Raw genomic sequence first — 18,110 nt, forward strand, 5'->3', positions numbered from 1 at the left:
GCGGAGTGCCGGGCCCGGCCAGTCTTGAGACGATAGCGTCAAGCGTTACGCCAACACGCGCCAGTCAGGAGTCCCTTATGAGCCCCGCCGCCGTCCCCCTGAGCAAACAGCACGCCGCCGCCGTCGAGCGCGCCTGCCGCGCCCTGGAAGCCGAGCAGCCGCCCGATCTGTCGACGCTGGCCGAGCAGGCCGGCATGAGCCGCTTCCATTTCCACCGCGTTTTCAAGGCCGCCACGGGCATCACGCCCAAGGCCTACGCCAACGCCCTGCGGGCCAGCCGCGCGCGCCAGCGCCTGGAAGAAAGCGCCAGCGTCACCGACGCCATGTACGACGCCGGCTTCAATTCCAGCGGACGCTTCTACGAGGCCGCCCCCGCCATCCTGGGCATGACGCCCACCGCGTTCCGCAAGAACGGCGAAGGCGTGGATATCCGGTTCGCGGTCGCGCAATGCGCATTGGGCGCGCTGCTGGTGGCGGCAAGCAGCACCGGCATCTGCGAAATCGCGCTGGACGAGGACCCTGACCGGCTGGTCAAGAACTTGCAGGACCGCTTTCGCGCCGCCAGGCTGATCGGCGCCGATCCCCAGTTCGAAAGCTGGGTTGCGGACGTGGTCGGCTTTGTCGAAGATCCGGCGCGCGGCCTGGACCTGCCGCTGGACGTACGGGGCACGGCGTTCCAGCGCAAGGTCTGGGAGGCGCTTTGCGAGATCCCGCTGGGCGAAACCGCCACCTACGCACAGGTGGCCGAGCGCATCGGCGCGCCCACCGCCGTGCGCGCCGTCGCCCGCGCCTGCGCCACCAACAACATCGCGCTGGCCATTCCCTGCCATCGCGTGGTGCGCACCGACGGCTCGCTGGCTGGCTACCGTTGGGGCATCGACCGCAAGCGCGAACTCATCGCCCGGGAAGCCAAGGCTGCCTGAGCCGGCACGGGTCGAATAAGACACGAGCGAATAAAAAAAACCCCGCGTCCCAAAAGACGCGGGGTTTTTCGTTTCAACCGGCCGATCAGTTCTTGGCCAGGCGCTGCCACGTATCGACAACGGTGTCCGGATTCAGCGACATCGACAGGATGCCTTCGTCCTTCAGCCACTGCGCGAAGTCCGGGTGGTCGCTGGGGCCTTGGCCGCAGATGCCGACGTACTTGTTGGCAGCCAGGCAAGCCTTGATCGCACGGCGCAGCATGAACTTGACGGCTTCGTCGCGCTCGTCGAAGTCGGCGGCCAAAAGCTCCATGCCCGAATCGCGGTCCAGGCCCAGCGTGAGCTGGGTCATGTCGTTCGAGCCGATGGAGAAGCCGTCGAAGTACTGCAGGAACTCGTCGGCCAGGATGGCGTTGGACGGCACTTCGCACATCATGATCAGCTTCAGGCCGTTTTCGCCGCGCGCCAGGCCGTGCTTGGCGAGCAGGTTCACGACCTTCTCGGCCTGACCCAGCGTGCGCACGAACGGCACCATGATCTCGACGTTCGTCAGGCCCATTTCATCGCGCACCTTCTTGAGGGCTTCGCATTCCATGCGGAAGCACTCGGCGAAGTCTTCGGCGATGTAGCGCGACGCGCCGCGGAAGCCCAACATGGGGTTCTCTTCCTCGGGCTCGTAGCGCGAGCCGCCCACCAGCTTGCGGTACTCGTTGGACTTGAAGTCCGACATGCGCACGATGACCGGCTTGGGGTAGAAAGCGGCGGCAATCGTTGCCACGCCTTCGGCCATCTTCTCGACGAAGAAGGCGCGCGGGCTGGCATGGCCGCGAGCGGCCGATTCCACGGCCTTCTTCAGCTCGCCGTCCACGTTCGGGTAGTCCAGGACTGCCTTCGGGTGGATGCCGATGTTGTTGTTGATGATGAATTCCAGGCGAGCCAGGCCGACGCCGCCGTTCGGGATCTGGGCGAAGTCGAACGCCAGTTGCGGGTTGCCCACGTTCATCATGATCTTCAGATCGATGGCGGGCATGTCGCCACGGCGCACTTCCTCGACTTCGGTCTCGATCAGGCCGTCATAGATGCGGCCTTCGTCGCCTTCGGCGCAGGACACGGTCACGGCCTGGCCTTCCTTGAGCAGATCGGTCGCGTTGCCGCAGCCCACCACCGCCGGAATGCCCAGTTCACGCGCGATGATCGCGGCGTGGCACGTACGGCCGCCGCGGTTCGTCACGATGGCCGAGGCGCGCTTCATCACGGGTTCCCAGTTGGGATCCGTCATGTCGGTGACCAGCACGTCGCCCGGCTGGACCTTGTCCATGTCGGAGATGTCGCCCACGACGCGCACCGGGCCCGAACCGATCTTCTGGCCGATGGCACGGCCGGTGATCAGCACCTGGCCGGTCGCCTTCAGGCGGTAGCGCTGTTGCACGTCATTGGCGCCCTGCTGCGACTTCACCGTTTCGGGGCGCGCCTGCAGGATGTAGATCTTGCCGTCCACGCCGTCGCGGCCCCACTCGATGTCCATAGGACGCTGGTAGTGCTTTTCGATGATGACGGCGTAGCGGGCCAGTTCGTTGACCTCGTCGTCGGTCAGCGAGTAGCGGTTGCGCTCGGACACGGGCACGTCCACCGTGCGCACGGCACGGCCTTCGGGGCGCTCGGGATCGAATTCCATCTTGATGAGCTTGGAGCCGATGCGGCGGCCGACGATGGGATAGTGGCCTTGCTCCAGCGTGGGCTTGAAGACGTAGAACTCGTCAGGGTTGACGGCGCCCTGCACGACGGTTTCGCCCAAGCCGTAGGACGAGGTGATGAACACCACATCCTGGAAGCCCGATTCGGTGTCGATGGTGAACATGACGCCGGCGCTGCCCTTGTCGGAACGCACCATGCGCTGGATGCCGGCCGACAAGGCGACGTCGGCATGGGCGTAGCCCTTGTGCACGCGATAGGAAATGGCGCGGTCGTTGTACAGCGACGCGAACACGTGGCGGATCTTGTCCAGCACGTCGTCGATGCCCACCACGTTCAGGAAGGTTTCCTGCTGGCCGGCGAACGAGGCGTCGGGAAGGTCTTCGGCCGTGGCGGACGAGCGCACGGCGAACGAGCCCTTGCCATCGGCATCGAGCTTGGCGAAGGCTTCGCGGATCTGCGATTCGAATTCCGGCGAGAACGGCGCCTCGACGATCCATTGGCGGATCTGCGCACCGGCGGTGGCCAGTTCACGCACGTCTTCGGGATTCAGCGTGGTCAGGCGTTCAGCGATCCGCTTGTCCAGGCCCGAAGCCTTCAGGAAATCGCGGAAGGCATCCGCGGTCGTGGCAAAGCCGCCCGGCACGCGGACACCCGCGCCAGACAGCTGGCTGATCATTTCGCCAAGAGATGCGTTCTTGCCTCCTACCGAGTCCACGTCCGTCATGCGGAGCTGCTCGAACAAAACAACATACGACATTGAAGTCACCTTTTACAATGGAATGAAAGCGAGTTTGGTCAATGGATGAAATGCGCTGTTTTGGCTGCCGGAGAAACGCTTTTTCCGGCTTGTGCAGACACGCTTTCAGACGCTGACCAAACTGGCCTTGGACCGCCCTTGGGGTGACTTATAGGGGCCTGATTGTACTCGGTGGAGTACGTCCGGCCATCTGCCTGGTTGGAATTTTTTACACATGACATCTACCCCTATCGTACGCACGGTATACATCGTTTCCGACAGTACCGGCATCACCGCAGAAACCTTCAGCCAGTCAGTACTTTCGCAGTTCGAGGAGGTCAATTTCAAGCCCATCCGCCTGCCTTTCGTGGACACGCTTGAAAAGGCCGCGGAAGTCGCCATGCGGATCGATCGCAGCGCCCAGGACGCGGGCGTGCCGCCCATCGTTTTCAGCACCCTGGTCAACCCCGAGATCCTGGCACGTGTTCGCCAGGCGAACGGCATCTTCCTGGATCTGTTCGGCACGTTCGTCAGCCACATCGAACAGGCGCTGGGTCTCAAATCCAGCCACTCCATCGGCCGCTCGCACATGCAGGCCAACTCGGAAAAGTACCGGAACCGAATCGACGCCATCAACTTCAGCCTGGCGCACGACGACGGCCAGTTCGTGAACCAGCTCGATCAGGCCGACGTGATCCTCGTCGGGGTCTCGCGCTGCGGCAAGACGCCCACCAGTCTGTACCTGGCCATGCAGTACGCCATCAAGGCCGCGAATTTCCCGCTCACGCCCGACGATTTCGAACGCGGCACCCTGCCCTCGACCATTGCGCCGCACCGGGGCAAGCTGTTCGGCCTGTCGATCCAGCCCGAGCGCCTGGCCGAAGTGCGCAACGAGCGCCGCCCCAACAGCCGCTACGCGCAACTTGAGCAATGCCGCTACGAAGTGGCGGAAGCCGAACGCATGATGCGCCGCGAAGGCATTTCGTGGCTGTCCAGCACGACGAAATCGATCGAAGAGATCGCGACCACCGTCTTGCAGGAAGTCGGACTGGATCGCGGATAAAGAAAAAGGGCGCGTTCAGGCGCGCCCTTGATTGGCCGGCGGTTTCAGCCGGCGAATGTTCACTGTGAATATTCAGGGACGCAGCTTGACGCGCTCACGCGATCCCGCGCCCCAGTACTTCAGCGGCGACATCTCCTCTTGGGCAATCTTTTCGGATTCCTCCAGCCGCATGTCCTGCCGCCCCACGCTGGCGGCATTTCCGGTTGCGCCCTCGATGCTCAGGCGCACGTACCGCGTCTGGCCCGGCGCCAGGTCGAACGTCAGGGTCTCGCCATCGCGCAGCGTATCGATCTCGTACTTGCCCGCCGGACGGTTCACGTAGAAGAAGCTGCCCGGCTTGGACCGGCCGACCTTCACGCCATTGACGCGCAGATACGGTTGATTCGACACCACGCCAATCGGCGCCGGCGGCTGGTAGAAATAGATGCGGCCCGTATCCGGGACCATGACGGGAATGGTGCCCGCCACGTCCTTGTAGCGGGGACCGCCGCAACCGGCCAACAAGGCGGCGCCCAGCGCGGCGGCGGCCATCAACTTCAAACTGCTCTGCATGGATTTCTCTTCAGGTTTGGGTCTAACGCAAGCCAGGAACCTGCTCGGGCGAAGCCGCGCCCCAATAGCGCATCTTCAGGAGCTCGGTTTCAGCGACTTCGGGCGGATCGACCATTTCCATGGAGAGCTTGCCCACCGTGCCCGTGCTGCCCAGCGATTCGGCCTTGATGCGCACATAGCGCGTCTGACCGGGATCAAGCTTGAAACTCACGCCGTCGCCCGTCCAATACAGGTTGGTCACGACATAACTGCCTGCCGGGCGGTCCACGAAAAAGAAGCTGCCCGGCTTGTTGCGCCCTACGACATCGCCGTTCACGCGCAGCTTTTGCTGCGCCACCGCGGCGGCCGACGCCTGCGCCTGCGGCTGGTAGAAGTAGATGCGCCCGTCGCCTTGCGCGATTGGCGGCATGCGCCCCTGCAAGGATTGGTACTGCGGTCCAGCGCACCCGGCCAGCGCAACCACCGTCGCGGCCGTCGCCGCCAATTTCAGCCAGATCTTCATTGACGCTTTTCCACAGGCAGGGTCACAGGACGGTTCAATGGCAGATAGGCCATTTCACCAGGCAGGTAAAAGCCAACGAGCTTTCCCGAGGACGCCACGAGATAGGCCTCTCCCTGGCGCCGCGTCTGGACTGTGAACAGGCCGCCAAGCGACCGGTAGACGTCGCCTTGCGGCAAGGCGCCCACGCGCTGCCATTGCGACGCCGCCGGCAGATTCGCGATGCTGTCATTGGGAAGCTGGGCGGTGACCAAGCGCGACAGCTGGATCACGTTGACCGGGTCCGCCGGCGCCACGGGCACCAGGTTCGCCCGCTGTGTCGACACGGACATGCACGCGCTTAAGGAAAGCATGCCCGCGACGGCCAACACGGCAAACTTGCTCAGGCGGGCCGCGCCCGCGATTGTTGGAACTACCGACGACACCATGGATACCCCGGCGACAAATGAAGTGCGTAAGTATAGGGGTGCATCAGAAATCTACAAAACGTATCTGCGCTCAATAGCGCAGCGGCTCGCGCTCGCGGCGGCCCGCGCCCCAATATCGCAAGTCGGCCAGCGCTTGCTGCGCGGCGTCGGGCGACTGCTCCAGGCGCAGCACCTGCTTGCCTCCCGCGACGTCCACCCGGACGTATTGCGTCTGCCCTGCCGCTAGCGGCACGACCAGCGGGTCCTTGCGTTCCTTGCGGTCCGTTGCCGTGATCACTTCGAGCGTCCCGGCCGACCGGTCCACGAAAAAGAAGTGGCCTGCCTTGGATTTGCCGACGCGGGCGTTGTCGACCAGGATGGCTGGATGCGGCACCTTGTCGCCGTTGGACGTCTTGGGCTGGTAGAAATAGATCCGCCCTTCGCCTGGCTCCAGCGCGGAGATCTTGGCCGCCACGTCGCCATACCGGGGGCCCGCGCAGCCCGCCAGCACGGTTGCGGCGCCCAGCGCGGCCAGGCTCAGTTTGATCCAGTGTTTCACGTGTCCCCTCCCCGGGCTCGAAATGCGGGCCGCGTCAGTGCGCCGCCCACGTTGCACAAGCGCCGCAGTATAGGGGGCAGATTCGCCCATCAATCGGTGGAAAAACGGGGGGATCCCGCGCCGGCTCAGGCGGGATGGCGCAGGCTCGCCTGGCGGCGCTGCTCGAACAGGCAGATCGCTGCGGCGGCGCCGACATTCAGCGACTCGACGGCGGCGGCGTCGTGGTCAATGCGCACCTTCAGGCTGGCAGCGGCCAGCAGCGCGGGCGCCACACCCTGGCCCTCATGCCCGAACACCCACGCGCACCGCTCAGGCAGGCGGTCCGCATAAAGGTCGCGCGAGCCGTCCAACGCCGTCGCCACCAGCGGCAAACGCAAGCGCGGCAGCAAGGCCTGGAGATCGACATGCTCGTGGATATCCAGGGCAAAATGCGCGCCCTGGCCGCTGCGAAGCACTTTGGGAGACCAGGCCGCCGCCGAGCCCGTGGCAAGAAACACCCGCTTGATGCCGGCCGCGGCGCACGTGCGCAGCAAAGTGCCCACATTGCCAGGGTCCTGGATGCGGTCGAACAGCACGCAGGTTTCATCCACCTGTTCAGGCAGCGCGGGCACCGGCGGCGTGACCAGGAAGGCGACGCCCTGCCCGCTTTCGACGGCGGCCACGGCGTGCATCAGGCGCGCGTCCAGCGCGAGGCTGACGTTGTCCGGCACGGCCGCGGCGAGCGCCGCGATGTCCGGCTGGGAAAGGCGGTCCACGTCGAAAATCGCCCTGTCCGGCGCGCCGTGGTGCTGCAACCATGCCTGGCAAAGGTGCACGCCATCGAGCAGCACCTGGGCGCCACGCTTGCCCGCGGTGCCGGCCAACTTGACCAGCGCCTTGACCGCCGGGTTGTCCCGGGAACTGATGTGCTTCATGAAACCAGGCCGAAGGCCTTGATGGGCGCGAAGCTGCGCCGGTGTTCAGCGCACGGACCGTGCTCGCGCAGCCGTTGCAGATGCAGCGCCGTGCCGTAGCCCTTGTGCTGGTCGAACGCGTATTGCGGATACAGGGCGTGCAGGCGAAGCAGATCGGCGTCGCGGGCGGTCTTGGCAAGGATGGAGGCGGCCGAAATTGCCGGCACCAGCGCATCGCCCTTGATGACGGTCTGCACGGTGCAGCGCAGTTTGGGCGCCTGATTGCCGTCGACCAGCGCCAGTTGCGGCACGGTGGTCAGGCCTTGCACCGCGCGCTGCATCGCCAGCATGGTGGCGCGCAGGATGTTCAGGCTGTCGATTTCCGCGACCGTGGCGCTGGCGATGCACCAGGCAAGCGCCTGTTCCTTGATCTGCAGCGCCAGTTCCTCGCGGCGCACGGCGGTGAGGACCTTGGAGTCGGCCAGGCCGTCAATGAAGCGTGACGGATCCAGAATGACCGCCGCCGCGTAGACCTCGCCGGCAAGCGGGCCACGGCCCGCCTCGTCGACGCCGGCGGTCAGCAGCGCGGGCTGCTCCGGCGCCACGAAAAGCTCAGGCTGCTCCATCGGCCACCTCCAGGATCGCCTGCGCGGCCAGCGCCGGCGTATCGCGCAACAAGTCTTGGTGCATGGCGGTGAAACGGGCCTCCACGCGGGCGATCAGGGCGTCGTCGGTCAACGCCTGCCAGGTCGCTTCGGCCAGTTTATCGGGCGTCGCGTCGTCCTGCAAAAGCTCGGGAACGACGAAGTCGCGAAGCAGCACGTTGGGCAGGCCCACCCAGGGCAGGTACGGGCGCTGCTGACCGGACTTCCACGCCATGATCCGCCGCATCCAGGGCGACAGGACGTAGGAGATGACCATGGGCCGTTTGAACAGCGCCGTCTCCAGCGTGGCGGTGCCGCTGGCGACCAGGACGGCCGTGGCGGCTTCCATGACGGACCAGGCCACCGGCGCCTTGCGGTCGCCGCCCTCGCCGTGCAGGTCGTGCGCGGTGACGCAGCGCAGATCGGGCACCGGGTACTGGGCCAGGATTTCCAGGAATTCGGCCCGCCGCTGGTCATTGACCATGGGCACGATGCACTGCAGGGCCGGATCCTTCTTCAGCAGTTGCTGGGCCGCCTGCAGAAAGCGCGGCGCGAGCAGACGGATCTCGGAAGACCGGCTGCCGGGCAGGATCGCCAGCACACGGGCGTCTTGATCGATGCCCAGGCGCTCGCGGGCCGCCGCGCGGTCCGGCTGCATCGGCACGGCGCCGGCCAGCGGATGGCCCACGTACGTCACCGGTATGCGTTCCTTGCGGTAGATCTCTTCCTCGAACGGAAACAGCACCAACATATGCGAGACCGATTCACGGATCTTGTGAATACGCTCGTAGCGCCAGGCCCAGATCGAGGGGCCGACGAAATGCACCGTCGGCGTGCCCGCCTGGCGAAGCTGGTGCTCCAGCCGCAGATTGAAGTCGGGTGCGTCGATGCCCACGAAGACGGACGGCGGCTCGGCGAGCCAGCGGCGCTTGACGTCGCGGTAGGTGGCCAGCAGGCTGGGCAGGCGCTTGAGCGCGTCCACATAGCCAAACACGGTCAGCGCGTGCATCGGATGCCAGGCGTCGAAGTCTCGCGCCTGCATCTGCGGTCCGCCGATGCCCTCGCAGCGCACGCCGCTGTCGCGCGCTTGCAGACCGGCAATGATGCGTCCGGCCAGCAGGTCGCCCGAAGGCTCGCCGGCCACCATGCCGATCCGAGTGCTCATGGGCGGATGATGCCGCGGGAGGCGACGTCAAGGAAGTCCAGCAGCGTCTGCAGATGTTCCGCGGCTTCAGGGGTGGATTGCTGGCGCTCGCGCAGTTCGGCGCGCGCCGCGTCCAGGGGCAGGCCCCGGCGGTAGATGATCTTGTAGGCTTCGCGCAGGACCGAAATCGAGGCCGCGGAAAAACCGCGGCGTTTCAGGCCTTCGACGTTGATGCCCACCGGACGGCACGGGTTGCCGGCCGCCAGCACAAAAGGCGGGGTGTCCTGCATGAGGGAGCTGTTGCCGCCCGTCATGGTGTGCGCGCCCACGCGCGAGAACTGATGCACGCCGGTCAGGCCGCCGATGATGGCCCAGTCGCCCACATGCACGTGGCCGCCAAGCTGCACCGAATTGGCCAGGATCGTGTTGCTGCCGATGTGGCAGTCATGGGCCACGTGAACATAGGCCATGATCCAGTTGTCGTTGCCCAGCGTTGTTTCACCGCCATCCTGCGTCGTGCCGGTATTCAGCGTGACGAATTCGCGCACCGTGTTGCGGTCGCCGATCGTCAGGCGCGTCGGCTCGCCCGCGTACTTCTTGTCCTGCGGCATGCCGCCGATGGAGCAATAACGATAGAAGCGGTTGTCGCGACCGATGGTGGTCACACCGTCGATCATGCAGTACGGGCCGATTTCGGTACCCGCACCGATGGTCACATCAGGCCCCACCACTGCGAACGGGCCGATGACCACGGTCGGGTCGATTTTTGCCGCCGGATCGACAACAGCGGTGGGATGGATGTTTCCTGCCATTTACTCTTCCAGGCTGCGAATCGCGCACATCAGCTTGGCGGAGGCCACTTCCTGGCCGTCGACCGTCGCGCGTGCTTGATACTTACAGATGCTGCGGCTCAGGCGTTCCGCTTCGACCTCGATGCGCAGCTGGTCACCCGGGACGACGGGGCGGCGAAAGCGCGCACCGTCGATGCCGACCAGGTAATAGGCGGTCTTGGCGCCTTCGCACTTGAGGCCGCCGTTCTCGTCCGTGAACGAGAACAGCGCCGAGGCCTGGGCCATGGCTTCGACGATGAGCACGCCCGGCATCACCGGATGGTGAGGAAAGTGACCGTTGAAAAACGGCTCGTTGATCGAGACGTTCTTGATGGCGACGATCGACTTGCCAGGCACCATTTCCACGACACGGTCAATCAGCAGCATCGGGTAGCGATGCGGCAGCCTCTCCATGATCCCCTTGATGTCGAGTTCCATTTTTCTATGCGTTCCTGCGAAATTAAATAAAGTGGCGGCGCGGGCGCGCCAGGGCGGCGAACGCGCCCTAGTCCTTTTCCAGCGTGCGCACGCGGCGGCGCAATTGCGCCAATTGTTGTATCACGGCGGCGTTGCGCTGCCATTCGCCATGCTCCGCGTACGGGAAGACCCCGGTGTAGCGGCCAGGCTTGGAAATGTTGGACGTCACTGCCGTGCCGCCCGAGATATGCACGTCGTCGCCCAGCACCAGATGCCCCGAGAGCATCGCGGCGCCGCCGATGGTGCAGCGCTCACCGATGGTGGTCGAGCCCGCCACACCCACGCAGGCCGCCATCGCGGTATGTGCGCCGATGCGGCAGTTGTGGCCGATCATGATCTGGTTATCGAGCTTCACGCCGTCCGCCAGGACGGTGTCTTCAAGGGCGCCGCGGTCGACGGTGGTGTTGGCGCCGATTTCGACGTCATCGCCCAGCGAAACGCCGCCGAACTGCGGGATCTTGCCCCAGGCGCCCTTGCCCAGCGAAGGATCCGGCGCGAAGCCGAAACCATCGGCCCCCAGCACCGAACCGCTGTGCAGGATGACGCGGGCGCCGATCTTGACGCCTTCATAAAGCGTGACGTTGGCATGCAGCCGGCCGTCAGGCCCGATGGACGATCCGGCGCCGATGACGCAACCCGGACCCAGCACCGTGCCCCGTCCGATGCGCACGCCGGCTTCGACGACGCAGTTCGGGCCAATACGCACGCCCTCTTCGATGATCGCGTCGGGCGCAACCACGGCGGAGGGATGGGTTTCAGCGGGCAAGGCGGGTCTGCGGGCAGTGTCGAACCACTGCGCGACGCGCGCGTAGAGCAGATAGGGATGCTTGCAGACGACCAGCGCGAATGGCGGGCGGTCGCTGCCCTGGGCTTCGAGCGCCTCGGCGACGTCGGTGGAGACGATGACCGCCCCCGCTCCGGTTGCGCCAAGCTGGCTTTGGTAACGGGGATTGGACAGGAAAGTGATTTCCTGGGGACCGGCCGAAGACAGGGTCCCGATGCCGCAGACCCGCATGGGGTCTGCGCCGGGAACCGCACTGATACGCCAGTCCATACCCTGGGTATTGGCGGCGCTCAACAATGCTTCGAGTGTCGGCGCGCGGGCAAGATCCAGTAAAACCGGCATGACTAGACGGGTATCGCTTTACTTGCCCAGGCTCTGGATCACCTTGTCGGTGATGTCGATGCGCGGGTTGACCGTCACCGCGTCCTGGATGATCAGGTCGTAGTTTTCCTGTTCGGCAATGCGCTTGATGGCGTCATTGGCCTTGGACACGATGCCCGAGAATTCTTCGTTGCGACGGCGGTTGAAGTCTTCCTGGAACTCGCGGCGCTTGCGCTGCAGGTCGGTGTCCAGGTTGGCCAGTTCGCGCTGGCGCTTGACGCGGTCGGATTCCGACAGGACGGGGGCGTCCTTGTCGAACTTCTCGGCTTGCGAGCGCAGGCTGTTGTTCAGGCGCTGGAGCTCGTCGTCGCGCTTCTTGAATTCGGCTTCGATCTTGCTTTGGGCAGTCTTGGCCGGACCCGATTCGCGCAGGATGCGTTCGGTATTGACGAAACCGATCTTGGTGCCTTGCGCTTGCGCGGGGATCGCGGCAGCCGAACCGAGAATGAGCGCACCCACCAGGGCAATGGAGCCGCCCAGCTTGCCACGGCGCTTGGCGCCCAGCGTCTTCGATGATTTAAGTGCGAAATCAGACATCATGAAAATCTCACCTTCCAGTAAGGCAAAGCCAAAGTGTGTATTGTGCCACTAAACAGCAAGGACGCCGGACCAGGGGGCCGCGCCCTTGTTTTCAAGAGTAACGCTTCGCTTAGAATCCGGTCCCGATCTGGAACTGGAAGCTTTGCTTGTCGTCGCCCGGCTTGGAATTGAGCGGCCGCGCATACGACAACTGCAGCGGGCCCATCGGCGATTGCCAAGACAGGCCGATACCGGCCGAGAAACGCCAGCCGCAAGGATCCTCGACCTCGGTGTTGTCGCGGCCGCGGGTGCAAGAGAGGCCGCTGCCCGCCGACACCTGACCGGCGTCGCTGAAGATGAACCAGCGCAGGGTGCGATCCTTCGAGGCGCCCGGGAACGGCAGGTACAGCTGGGCGTTGGCCACGATGCGGCGCGTGCCGCCCAGGTAATCGCCCGTCTTGACGTCGCGCGGACCCAGCGAGGAGCCTTCGTAGCCGCGGACGGTGCCGATACCGCCGGCATAGACGTTCTTGATGACCGGGTAATCCTTGCTACCGTAGCTCTGGCCCCAATCGACCATGCCGTTCAGCGCCAGAGTGTACGAGCCGCCCAGCGGCACGTAATACTGCTGTTGCGCCGTCAGCATCGTGTATTGCAGATCGATGGTCGACACGTCGGCCTTCAAGCGCGTGTACGAACCCTTGGTCGGCGCCAGCGCGCTGTCACGCGTGTCCTTGGACCAGCCGGCGCTCAGGATCACCGAGTTCGTCGCATCGCCATACTGGTCAACGAAACTTTCGTAGGCCGCCGGCGAGTTGTTGTACAGGTCGATCTGGTTACGTTCGAAGTTGCCGCCCAGGAAGATGCGGTCGTACTCCGAGATCGGGATACCGAAGTTCATGCCCAGGCCCAAGGCCTTGACGCGGTAATCACCGTCGTTGTTGTTCCAGGGCTCGGTCACGCGGTAGTACGCCGACGTGGTGCGGCTGATGCCGTCCTTGGTCCAGTACGGATCGGTATGCGACAGCACCACGGCGCGGTTCGTCTTGCTGGTGTTCAGTTGCAGCGTCAGGTTGGTGCCGCTGCCGAAGACGTTGTCTTCGCTGATACCGGCCGACAGAATGGCCTTTTCGGACGAGCCGTAGCCCACGCCCAGGTTGATCATGCCGGTGGGCTTTTCCTTCACGTCGACGTTGACGTCGACCTGGTCAGGGGAGCCCGGGACCGGCTCGGTCTTGACGTTAACGTCGCTGAAGTAGCCCAGACGGTCCACGCGGTCGCGCGAGGTCTTGATGTCGCCGGCATCGTACCAGGCGGCTTCCTGCTGGCGCATTTCGCGGCGCACGACTTCGTCGCGGGTACGGGTGTTGCCGCCGATCTGGATGCGGCGCACGTAGACGCGGCGGCTCGGATCGACGTAGAACGTCAGGTCGGCTTCGTGCTTGGCGCGGTCCAGTTGCGGGTTCGGGTTGACGTTGGCGAACGCATACCCCAGCTCACCCAGGTAGTCGGTGATCGCCTTGGCGGAATCATTGGTCTTGGCGGCCGAGAAGGTCTCGCCTGCCTTGATCTGCACCAGGTCGTTGATTTCCTTGTCCAGGCCCAGCAGGTTGCCGGCCAGCTTGACGCTACGCACCTTGTAGGGCTCGCCTTCGTGGACGGTGATCGTGATGCGGATGTCCTGGCGATCCGGCGAAATGGTGACCTGCGGCGGCTCGACCGAGAACTCAAGGTAACCCTTGTCCAGGTAGAACGAGCGCAGGCGTTCGAGGTCGCCCTCGAGCTTTTCGCGCGAGTATTTATCGGTATCGGTGTACCAGGTCAGCCAGCCCGGGGTGGTCAGCTTGAATTCGTCCAGCAGGTCGCTTTCGGAGAAGGCCTTGTTGCCGACGAAACGGATTTCCTGGATGCGGGCAACCGAGCCTTCGAACACGTCGAAGCTCACGCCGACGCGGTTACGCGGCAGCGGCGTGACGGTGGAAGTGACTTCGACGCCGTATTTGCCCTTGGACAGATACTGCTGCTTCAATTCGTATTCGGCGCGCTCGAGCATGGAGCGGTCGAAAATGCGGCCTTCCGCAAAACCGACCTGCGCCAGCGAGGTGGTGATCGCCTTGGAATCGAATTCGCGCATGCCGTTGAAGTTAACGGACGCGATGGTGGGACGTTCCTGAACGACCACCACGACGACATTATTGTCCGTCTGGATCTGAACGTCGGTGAAAAAGCCCGTGCCATACAAACGACGGATGGCTTCGGTGGCTTCTTCTTCGGTGAATTTCTCGCCGACCTTGACAGGCAGATAACCAAAGACGGTGCCGGCGTCGGTTCGTTGAATACCCTCTACGCGGATATCCCGCACGACAAAGGGTTCGAAGGCGTGGGCCAAGGCCGGCAACATCAGCGCGGCTACGAGACCCGGCAGTACACCCTTTTTGTGTTGAAACATCCGGCGAAAAGACATCCTTGAGTATCCTCGGTCGTGCAAATGGCGGGGGATTTTATGCTAAATGGCGTTCAAGTGAACAAACGCGTGAAATCGTTGAACAGCGCAAGCCCCATCAGGCTTGCCAATATGCCTATGCCGGCGCGTTGCCCGATGTCGATCCATCTTGCGGGCGGGGGGCTACCCCGCACAATTTCGACGAGATAGTACAGCAGATGGCCACCATCCAGCATAGGAATGGGAAGCAAATTTAAAACGCCCAGGCTGATACTGATCAATGCGATATAGGCGATATACGCAACAATACCGATCCGGGCGGTCTGGCCGGCGTAATCCGCAATGGTGACCGGACCGCTCACATTGCGCCACGACACGTCGCCCGTCACCATGCGGCCCATCATGCGCAGCGAAAACCAGGCGGTGTCCCAGGTGCGGACGGCGCCGCGCCAGAGGCTGTCGAAGACGCCATAGCGCACAGTCACCATCGGCACGTTGCCGCCCAGTTGCACGCCCAATCGGCCGATTTCCTGGCCGTTGACGACTTCAGGGCGGGGCGTGACGTTCAGGGTGACGTTGGCGCCATCGCGGACCACGGTCAGGGCGAGCGGCTTGCCGGCGCTTTCCTGGATCTGCTTGACGAGGGCGCCGGTGTCGGGCGCCGGCTGGCCATTGACGGCCACGACCAGGTCACCCGCGCGCAGGCCGGCGGCCTGCCCTTCGCCGCCGTCGATCACAGCGCGCACCGCGGGCTTGGGCTGGGCCAGACGCACGCCTGCCGCGGCAAGCGGGTCGCCCTCGGCCGGGTCCATCGTATTGGGGGGAAGATCGAGTTCGCGCCGCTGGACGGCGCCGGACGGCGTGCTGACCTCGATGCTGGCGCGCCCGCCGGTGGACATGACGTCCATCAGGCGCCAGCGGGCGTCGGACCACGACGCGACTTCCTGGCCATCGATGGCCAGGATGCGGTCGCCGGCCAACAGGCCAGCCCGGGCGGCGGGAGTTTCGGCCGCGGGCGGCGCGATGATCGCGACGGGCTCCTCGGTGCCTGCCATGTTCAGGCATGCATACAGGAACACCGCAAGGATCAGATTGAAGATGGGGCCGGCTGCCACGATGGCGATGCGCTGGCCCACAGGCTTGGTATTGAAGGCGGAAGCCGCCACTTCCGGCGAGGCCCCAGGCGGCGCATCGTCCAGCATCTTGACGTAGCCGCCCAGCGGCAGCGCGGATACCGCCCATTCGGTGCCGTGCCGGTCGGTGCGGCGCAGGATGACCTTGCCAAAGCCCACCGAGAAACGCAGGACCTTCACACCGCAAAGGCGGGCAACCCAATAGTGCCCAAGCTCATGGAAAATGATCAGTGAGCCGAGCGCTACCGCAAAGGCCAGCAAGGTGAAAAGCATGGGGTCGGAATCTAGGAAATCAGAGGCAAACGCAGAGGCAATCGCGGCCCGCCATCAGGCCAGTCCGAGGTTGCCCGCAAAGGCGCGCGCCTCGGCGTCAAGCGCAAGTACGTCGTCAAGACTGCTGAGCGTAACAGATGCTTGCCGCGCCTGCCACTCGAGCGCAGCCTCGATGACCCGCGGAATCCAGGTGTAGGCCAGCCGCCCGTCCAGAAATGCGTCAACCGCCACCTCGTTGGCCGCATTGAGCACCACGCAGGCGCCCTGCCCCGCCCGCATCGCGGCGAAGGAATGCGCCAGGCACGGAAAGCGGGTCAGATCCGGCTTTTCGAAGTCCAAGCGGCCATGCCGGGTCAAGTCCAGCGGGCTTACGCCGCTCTCGATGCGGTCGGGAAAGCCAAGGCCGTACGCGATGGGCGTACGCATGTCGGGCTGGCCCAGCTGCGCAAGCACCGAGCCGTCGTCGTATTCGACCATCGAATGCACGACGCTCTGCGGGTGTACGACCACGTCGATCCGATCGGCCGGCATCGCGAACAACCAGTGCGCTTCGATGACCTCAAGCCCCTTGTTCAGCATCGTGGCCGAATCGACGGAGATCTTGCGGCCCATGCTCCAGTTGGGATGGGCGCAGGCCTGTTCAGGGGTGATGTCGTGCAGGTCTTCCAGGTCGCGGCCGCGGAAAGGCCCGCCCGACGCAGTCAGCAGCAAACGGCGCACGCCCTTGGCCGGTTGCTGCGGCGCATCGGCACGACCTTGGTGCGGCAGGCATTGGAAGATGGCGTTATGTTCGCTGTCGATGGGCAGCAATTCGGCGCCGTTGTCGCGGATGGCCTGCATGAAAAGCGTACCGGCGGCGACCAGCGCCTCCTTGTTGGCGAGCAGCACGCGCTTGCCGGCGCGCGCGGCGGCAAGCGCCGAAGGCAGGCCTGCGGCGCCCACGATGGCGGCCATCACGGTGTGGCACTGCGAATCCGCGGCGGTGTCGGCCAGCGCCTGTGCGCCCACGCGGATTTCGGGCATGGCTTGCCCGCCCGTCCAGGCATCGATGAATTTCTGGCGGGCGGCGGTGTCGGGCACCACGACGACCGCGGCCCGGCTGGAGAGCGCCTGCTCGGCCAGCCGTTGCATCCGGCTGTGGGCCGAAAGCGCGTAAACCGCCATCCGCTGCGGGTGGCGGGCAATCACGTCCAGCGTGCTTTCACCAATCGAACCGGTCGATCCCAGCACGACGACACGTTGAAAAGCCGTCAAAACAAGACTCCAGACAAAAGTAGCGCGAACGGCGCGACGGGAAGAATCGCATCGATCCGGTCATAGACGCCGCCATGGCCAGGCAAGAGAGTGCTGGAATCCTTGCGGCCCGCGCGGCGCTTGAGCAGCGACTCGAACAGGTCTCCCACAATGGACAGCACGCCCAGCACCGCGGCGATCGGCAGGGCGATCCAGAAAGTCCAGCGTTCCACCAGGGCGTGACCGAAGGTGCCGTCCCACAGGCTGGACAGCCCGATCCACACCACCGCGCCCAGGACGCCGGCAATGGCGCCTTCGATGGTCTTGCCCGGACTCACTCGCGGAGCCAGTTTACGCTTGCCAAAGGCCCGGCCGGCAAAGTAAGCGGCAATATCGGCCACCCAGACGAGGGCCAGCAGCGACACGACGAACACGCCGCCGCGCGCCACGTACATCTGCGCCAGCACCGCCCAGGCCGCAAAGGCGGCCGGGACGGAGAAGACCGACCACGCCAGACTGGCCGGCGGCGCGTCGGCGCGCCCGCGCACCACGGCGGCCACGCCCGCAAACAGCCAGACGGCCGACACGGCCGGCACTAGGTAGCGCAGCACCCAGCCGGGATCGCCAGCGCCCGTCCGGTCACCCGCCAGCCAGGCGGACGTCAGCACCAGCATGCCAGCGAACAGCAGGACGGCGACACCGACGGAGATCAGGGGGGACGGCGGTTGCGGCAGCGTCAGGCGCAACCACTCCCAGTTGGCGCAAGCGGCCGCGAGGGCCAGCAGCGCGACGAACCACCAGGGATTGGCGCTCGCCATGGCGGCGGCCAGAATGGCCAACAAAACGACGGCGGTAACGATACGCTGGCCCAGCATGTGACGGTCTCCTCTTGTGCAGCCTGGAAAGACGCGCGCGTCGCGTT

18 protein-coding genes are annotated in these 18,110 nt (G+C 64.9%); 2 read left to right on the plus strand and 16 right to left on the minus strand.

Annotated elements, in window-relative coordinates:
• The first annotated feature begins 77 nt into the window (after positions 1–77).
• Positions 78–923, plus strand: a complete 846-nt coding sequence (locus HV786_RS18625; RefSeq protein WP_056316807.1) for a bifunctional transcriptional activator/DNA repair enzyme AdaA — start codon at positions 78–80, stop codon at positions 921–923.
• A gap of 85 nt (positions 924–1,008) precedes the next feature.
• Here the strand turns inward: HV786_RS18625 and ppsA are convergent, their stop codons facing one another.
• Complete coding sequence (gene ppsA / locus HV786_RS18630; protein WP_128828168.1) at positions 1,009–3,375, minus strand: phosphoenolpyruvate synthase; 2,367 nt, start codon at positions 3,373–3,375, stop codon at positions 1,009–1,011.
• A 214-nt stretch (positions 3,376–3,589) separates the two neighbouring features.
• Between ppsA and ppsR the strand changes: the two genes are divergently transcribed.
• Positions 3,590–4,417, plus strand: a complete 828-nt coding sequence (gene ppsR, locus HV786_RS18635) for a posphoenolpyruvate synthetase regulatory kinase/phosphorylase PpsR (protein WP_056316802.1) — start codon at positions 3,590–3,592, stop codon at positions 4,415–4,417.
• Positions 4,418–4,489: 72 nt separating this feature from the next.
• Here ppsR and HV786_RS18640 read toward each other — a convergent pair whose 3' ends face one another.
• The 15 genes from HV786_RS18640 to HV786_RS18710 all read right to left on the minus strand — a co-directional run bounded on the left by HV786_RS18640 (position 4,490) and on the right by HV786_RS18710 (position 18,063).
• Positions 4,490–4,969 carry a DUF2846 domain-containing protein gene (locus tag HV786_RS18640; RefSeq protein WP_128828167.1) on the minus strand — a complete coding sequence of 160 codons (480 nt, stop codon included), beginning with the start codon at positions 4,967–4,969 and terminating at the stop codon, positions 4,490–4,492.
• A 22-nt stretch (positions 4,970–4,991) separates the two neighbouring features.
• Positions 4,992–5,471 carry a DUF2846 domain-containing protein gene (locus HV786_RS18645; protein ID WP_128828166.1) on the minus strand — a complete coding sequence of 160 codons (480 nt, stop codon included), beginning with the start codon at positions 5,469–5,471 and terminating at the stop codon, positions 4,992–4,994.
• A complete protein-coding gene (locus HV786_RS18650; protein ID WP_223575383.1) occupies positions 5,468–5,800 on the minus strand; it encodes a hypothetical protein in 333 nt (110 codons plus the stop codon). The genes HV786_RS18645 and HV786_RS18650 overlap by 4 nt, the downstream gene beginning before the upstream one ends.
• Positions 5,801–5,966: 166 nt before the next feature.
• Positions 5,967–6,434: a DUF2846 domain-containing protein gene (locus tag HV786_RS18655; RefSeq protein ID WP_128828165.1), complete on the minus strand. Its 468-nt coding sequence runs from the start codon at positions 6,432–6,434 to the stop codon at positions 5,967–5,969.
• A 125-nt stretch (positions 6,435–6,559) separates the two neighbouring features.
• Positions 6,560–7,348 carry a TrmH family RNA methyltransferase gene (locus HV786_RS18660; RefSeq protein ID WP_128828164.1) on the minus strand — a complete coding sequence of 263 codons (789 nt, stop codon included), beginning with the start codon at positions 7,346–7,348 and terminating at the stop codon, positions 6,560–6,562.
• Positions 7,345–7,953: a ribonuclease HII gene (rnhB, locus tag HV786_RS18665; protein ID WP_128828163.1), complete on the minus strand. Its 609-nt coding sequence runs from the start codon at positions 7,951–7,953 to the stop codon at positions 7,345–7,347. Before rnhB ends, HV786_RS18660 begins: the two co-directional genes overlap by 4 nt.
• Complete coding sequence (lpxB, locus tag HV786_RS18670) at positions 7,940–9,136, minus strand: lipid-A-disaccharide synthase (RefSeq protein WP_128828162.1); 1,197 nt, start codon at positions 9,134–9,136, stop codon at positions 7,940–7,942. The genes rnhB and lpxB overlap by 14 nt, the downstream gene beginning before the upstream one ends.
• Positions 9,133–9,927: an acyl-ACP--UDP-N-acetylglucosamine O-acyltransferase gene (gene lpxA / locus HV786_RS18675; protein ID WP_128828161.1), complete on the minus strand. Its 795-nt coding sequence runs from the start codon at positions 9,925–9,927 to the stop codon at positions 9,133–9,135. Before lpxA ends, lpxB begins: the two co-directional genes overlap by 4 nt.
• On the minus strand, positions 9,928–10,383 hold the full coding sequence (gene fabZ / locus HV786_RS18680; RefSeq protein ID WP_006385190.1) for a 3-hydroxyacyl-ACP dehydratase FabZ: 456 nt from the start codon (positions 10,381–10,383) through the stop codon (positions 9,928–9,930).
• A 67-nt stretch (positions 10,384–10,450) separates the two neighbouring features.
• A complete protein-coding gene (lpxD, locus tag HV786_RS18685) occupies positions 10,451–11,548 on the minus strand; it encodes a UDP-3-O-(3-hydroxymyristoyl)glucosamine N-acyltransferase (RefSeq protein WP_056316781.1) in 1,098 nt (365 codons plus the stop codon).
• An 18-nt stretch (positions 11,549–11,566) separates the two neighbouring features.
• Entirely contained in the window at positions 11,567–12,127 is a 561-nt protein-coding gene (locus HV786_RS18690) for an OmpH/Skp family outer membrane protein (protein WP_056316777.1), read from the minus strand.
• A 109-nt stretch (positions 12,128–12,236) separates the two neighbouring features.
• Positions 12,237–14,570, minus strand: coding sequence for an outer membrane protein assembly factor BamA (gene bamA / locus HV786_RS18695; protein ID WP_056316774.1), 2,334 nt, complete (start codon positions 14,568–14,570; stop codon positions 12,237–12,239).
• Positions 14,571–14,623: 53 nt separating this feature from the next.
• Positions 14,624–15,955, minus strand: a complete 1,332-nt coding sequence (rseP, locus tag HV786_RS18700) for an RIP metalloprotease RseP (RefSeq protein WP_175211523.1) — start codon at positions 15,953–15,955, stop codon at positions 14,624–14,626.
• A 54-nt stretch (positions 15,956–16,009) separates the two neighbouring features.
• Positions 16,010–17,209, minus strand: coding sequence for a 1-deoxy-D-xylulose-5-phosphate reductoisomerase (locus tag HV786_RS18705; RefSeq protein ID WP_175211526.1), 1,200 nt, complete (start codon positions 17,207–17,209; stop codon positions 16,010–16,012).
• Positions 17,206–18,063, minus strand: coding sequence for a phosphatidate cytidylyltransferase (locus HV786_RS18710; protein WP_175211528.1), 858 nt, complete (start codon positions 18,061–18,063; stop codon positions 17,206–17,208). Before HV786_RS18710 ends, HV786_RS18705 begins: the two co-directional genes overlap by 4 nt.
• Between the last annotated feature and the right edge of the window lie 47 nt (positions 18,064–18,110).

The sequence above is a fragment of the Achromobacter mucicolens genome (assembly GCF_902859725.1).
Lineage (GTDB): Bacteria > Pseudomonadota > Gammaproteobacteria > Burkholderiales > Burkholderiaceae_B > Achromobacter > Achromobacter mucicolens.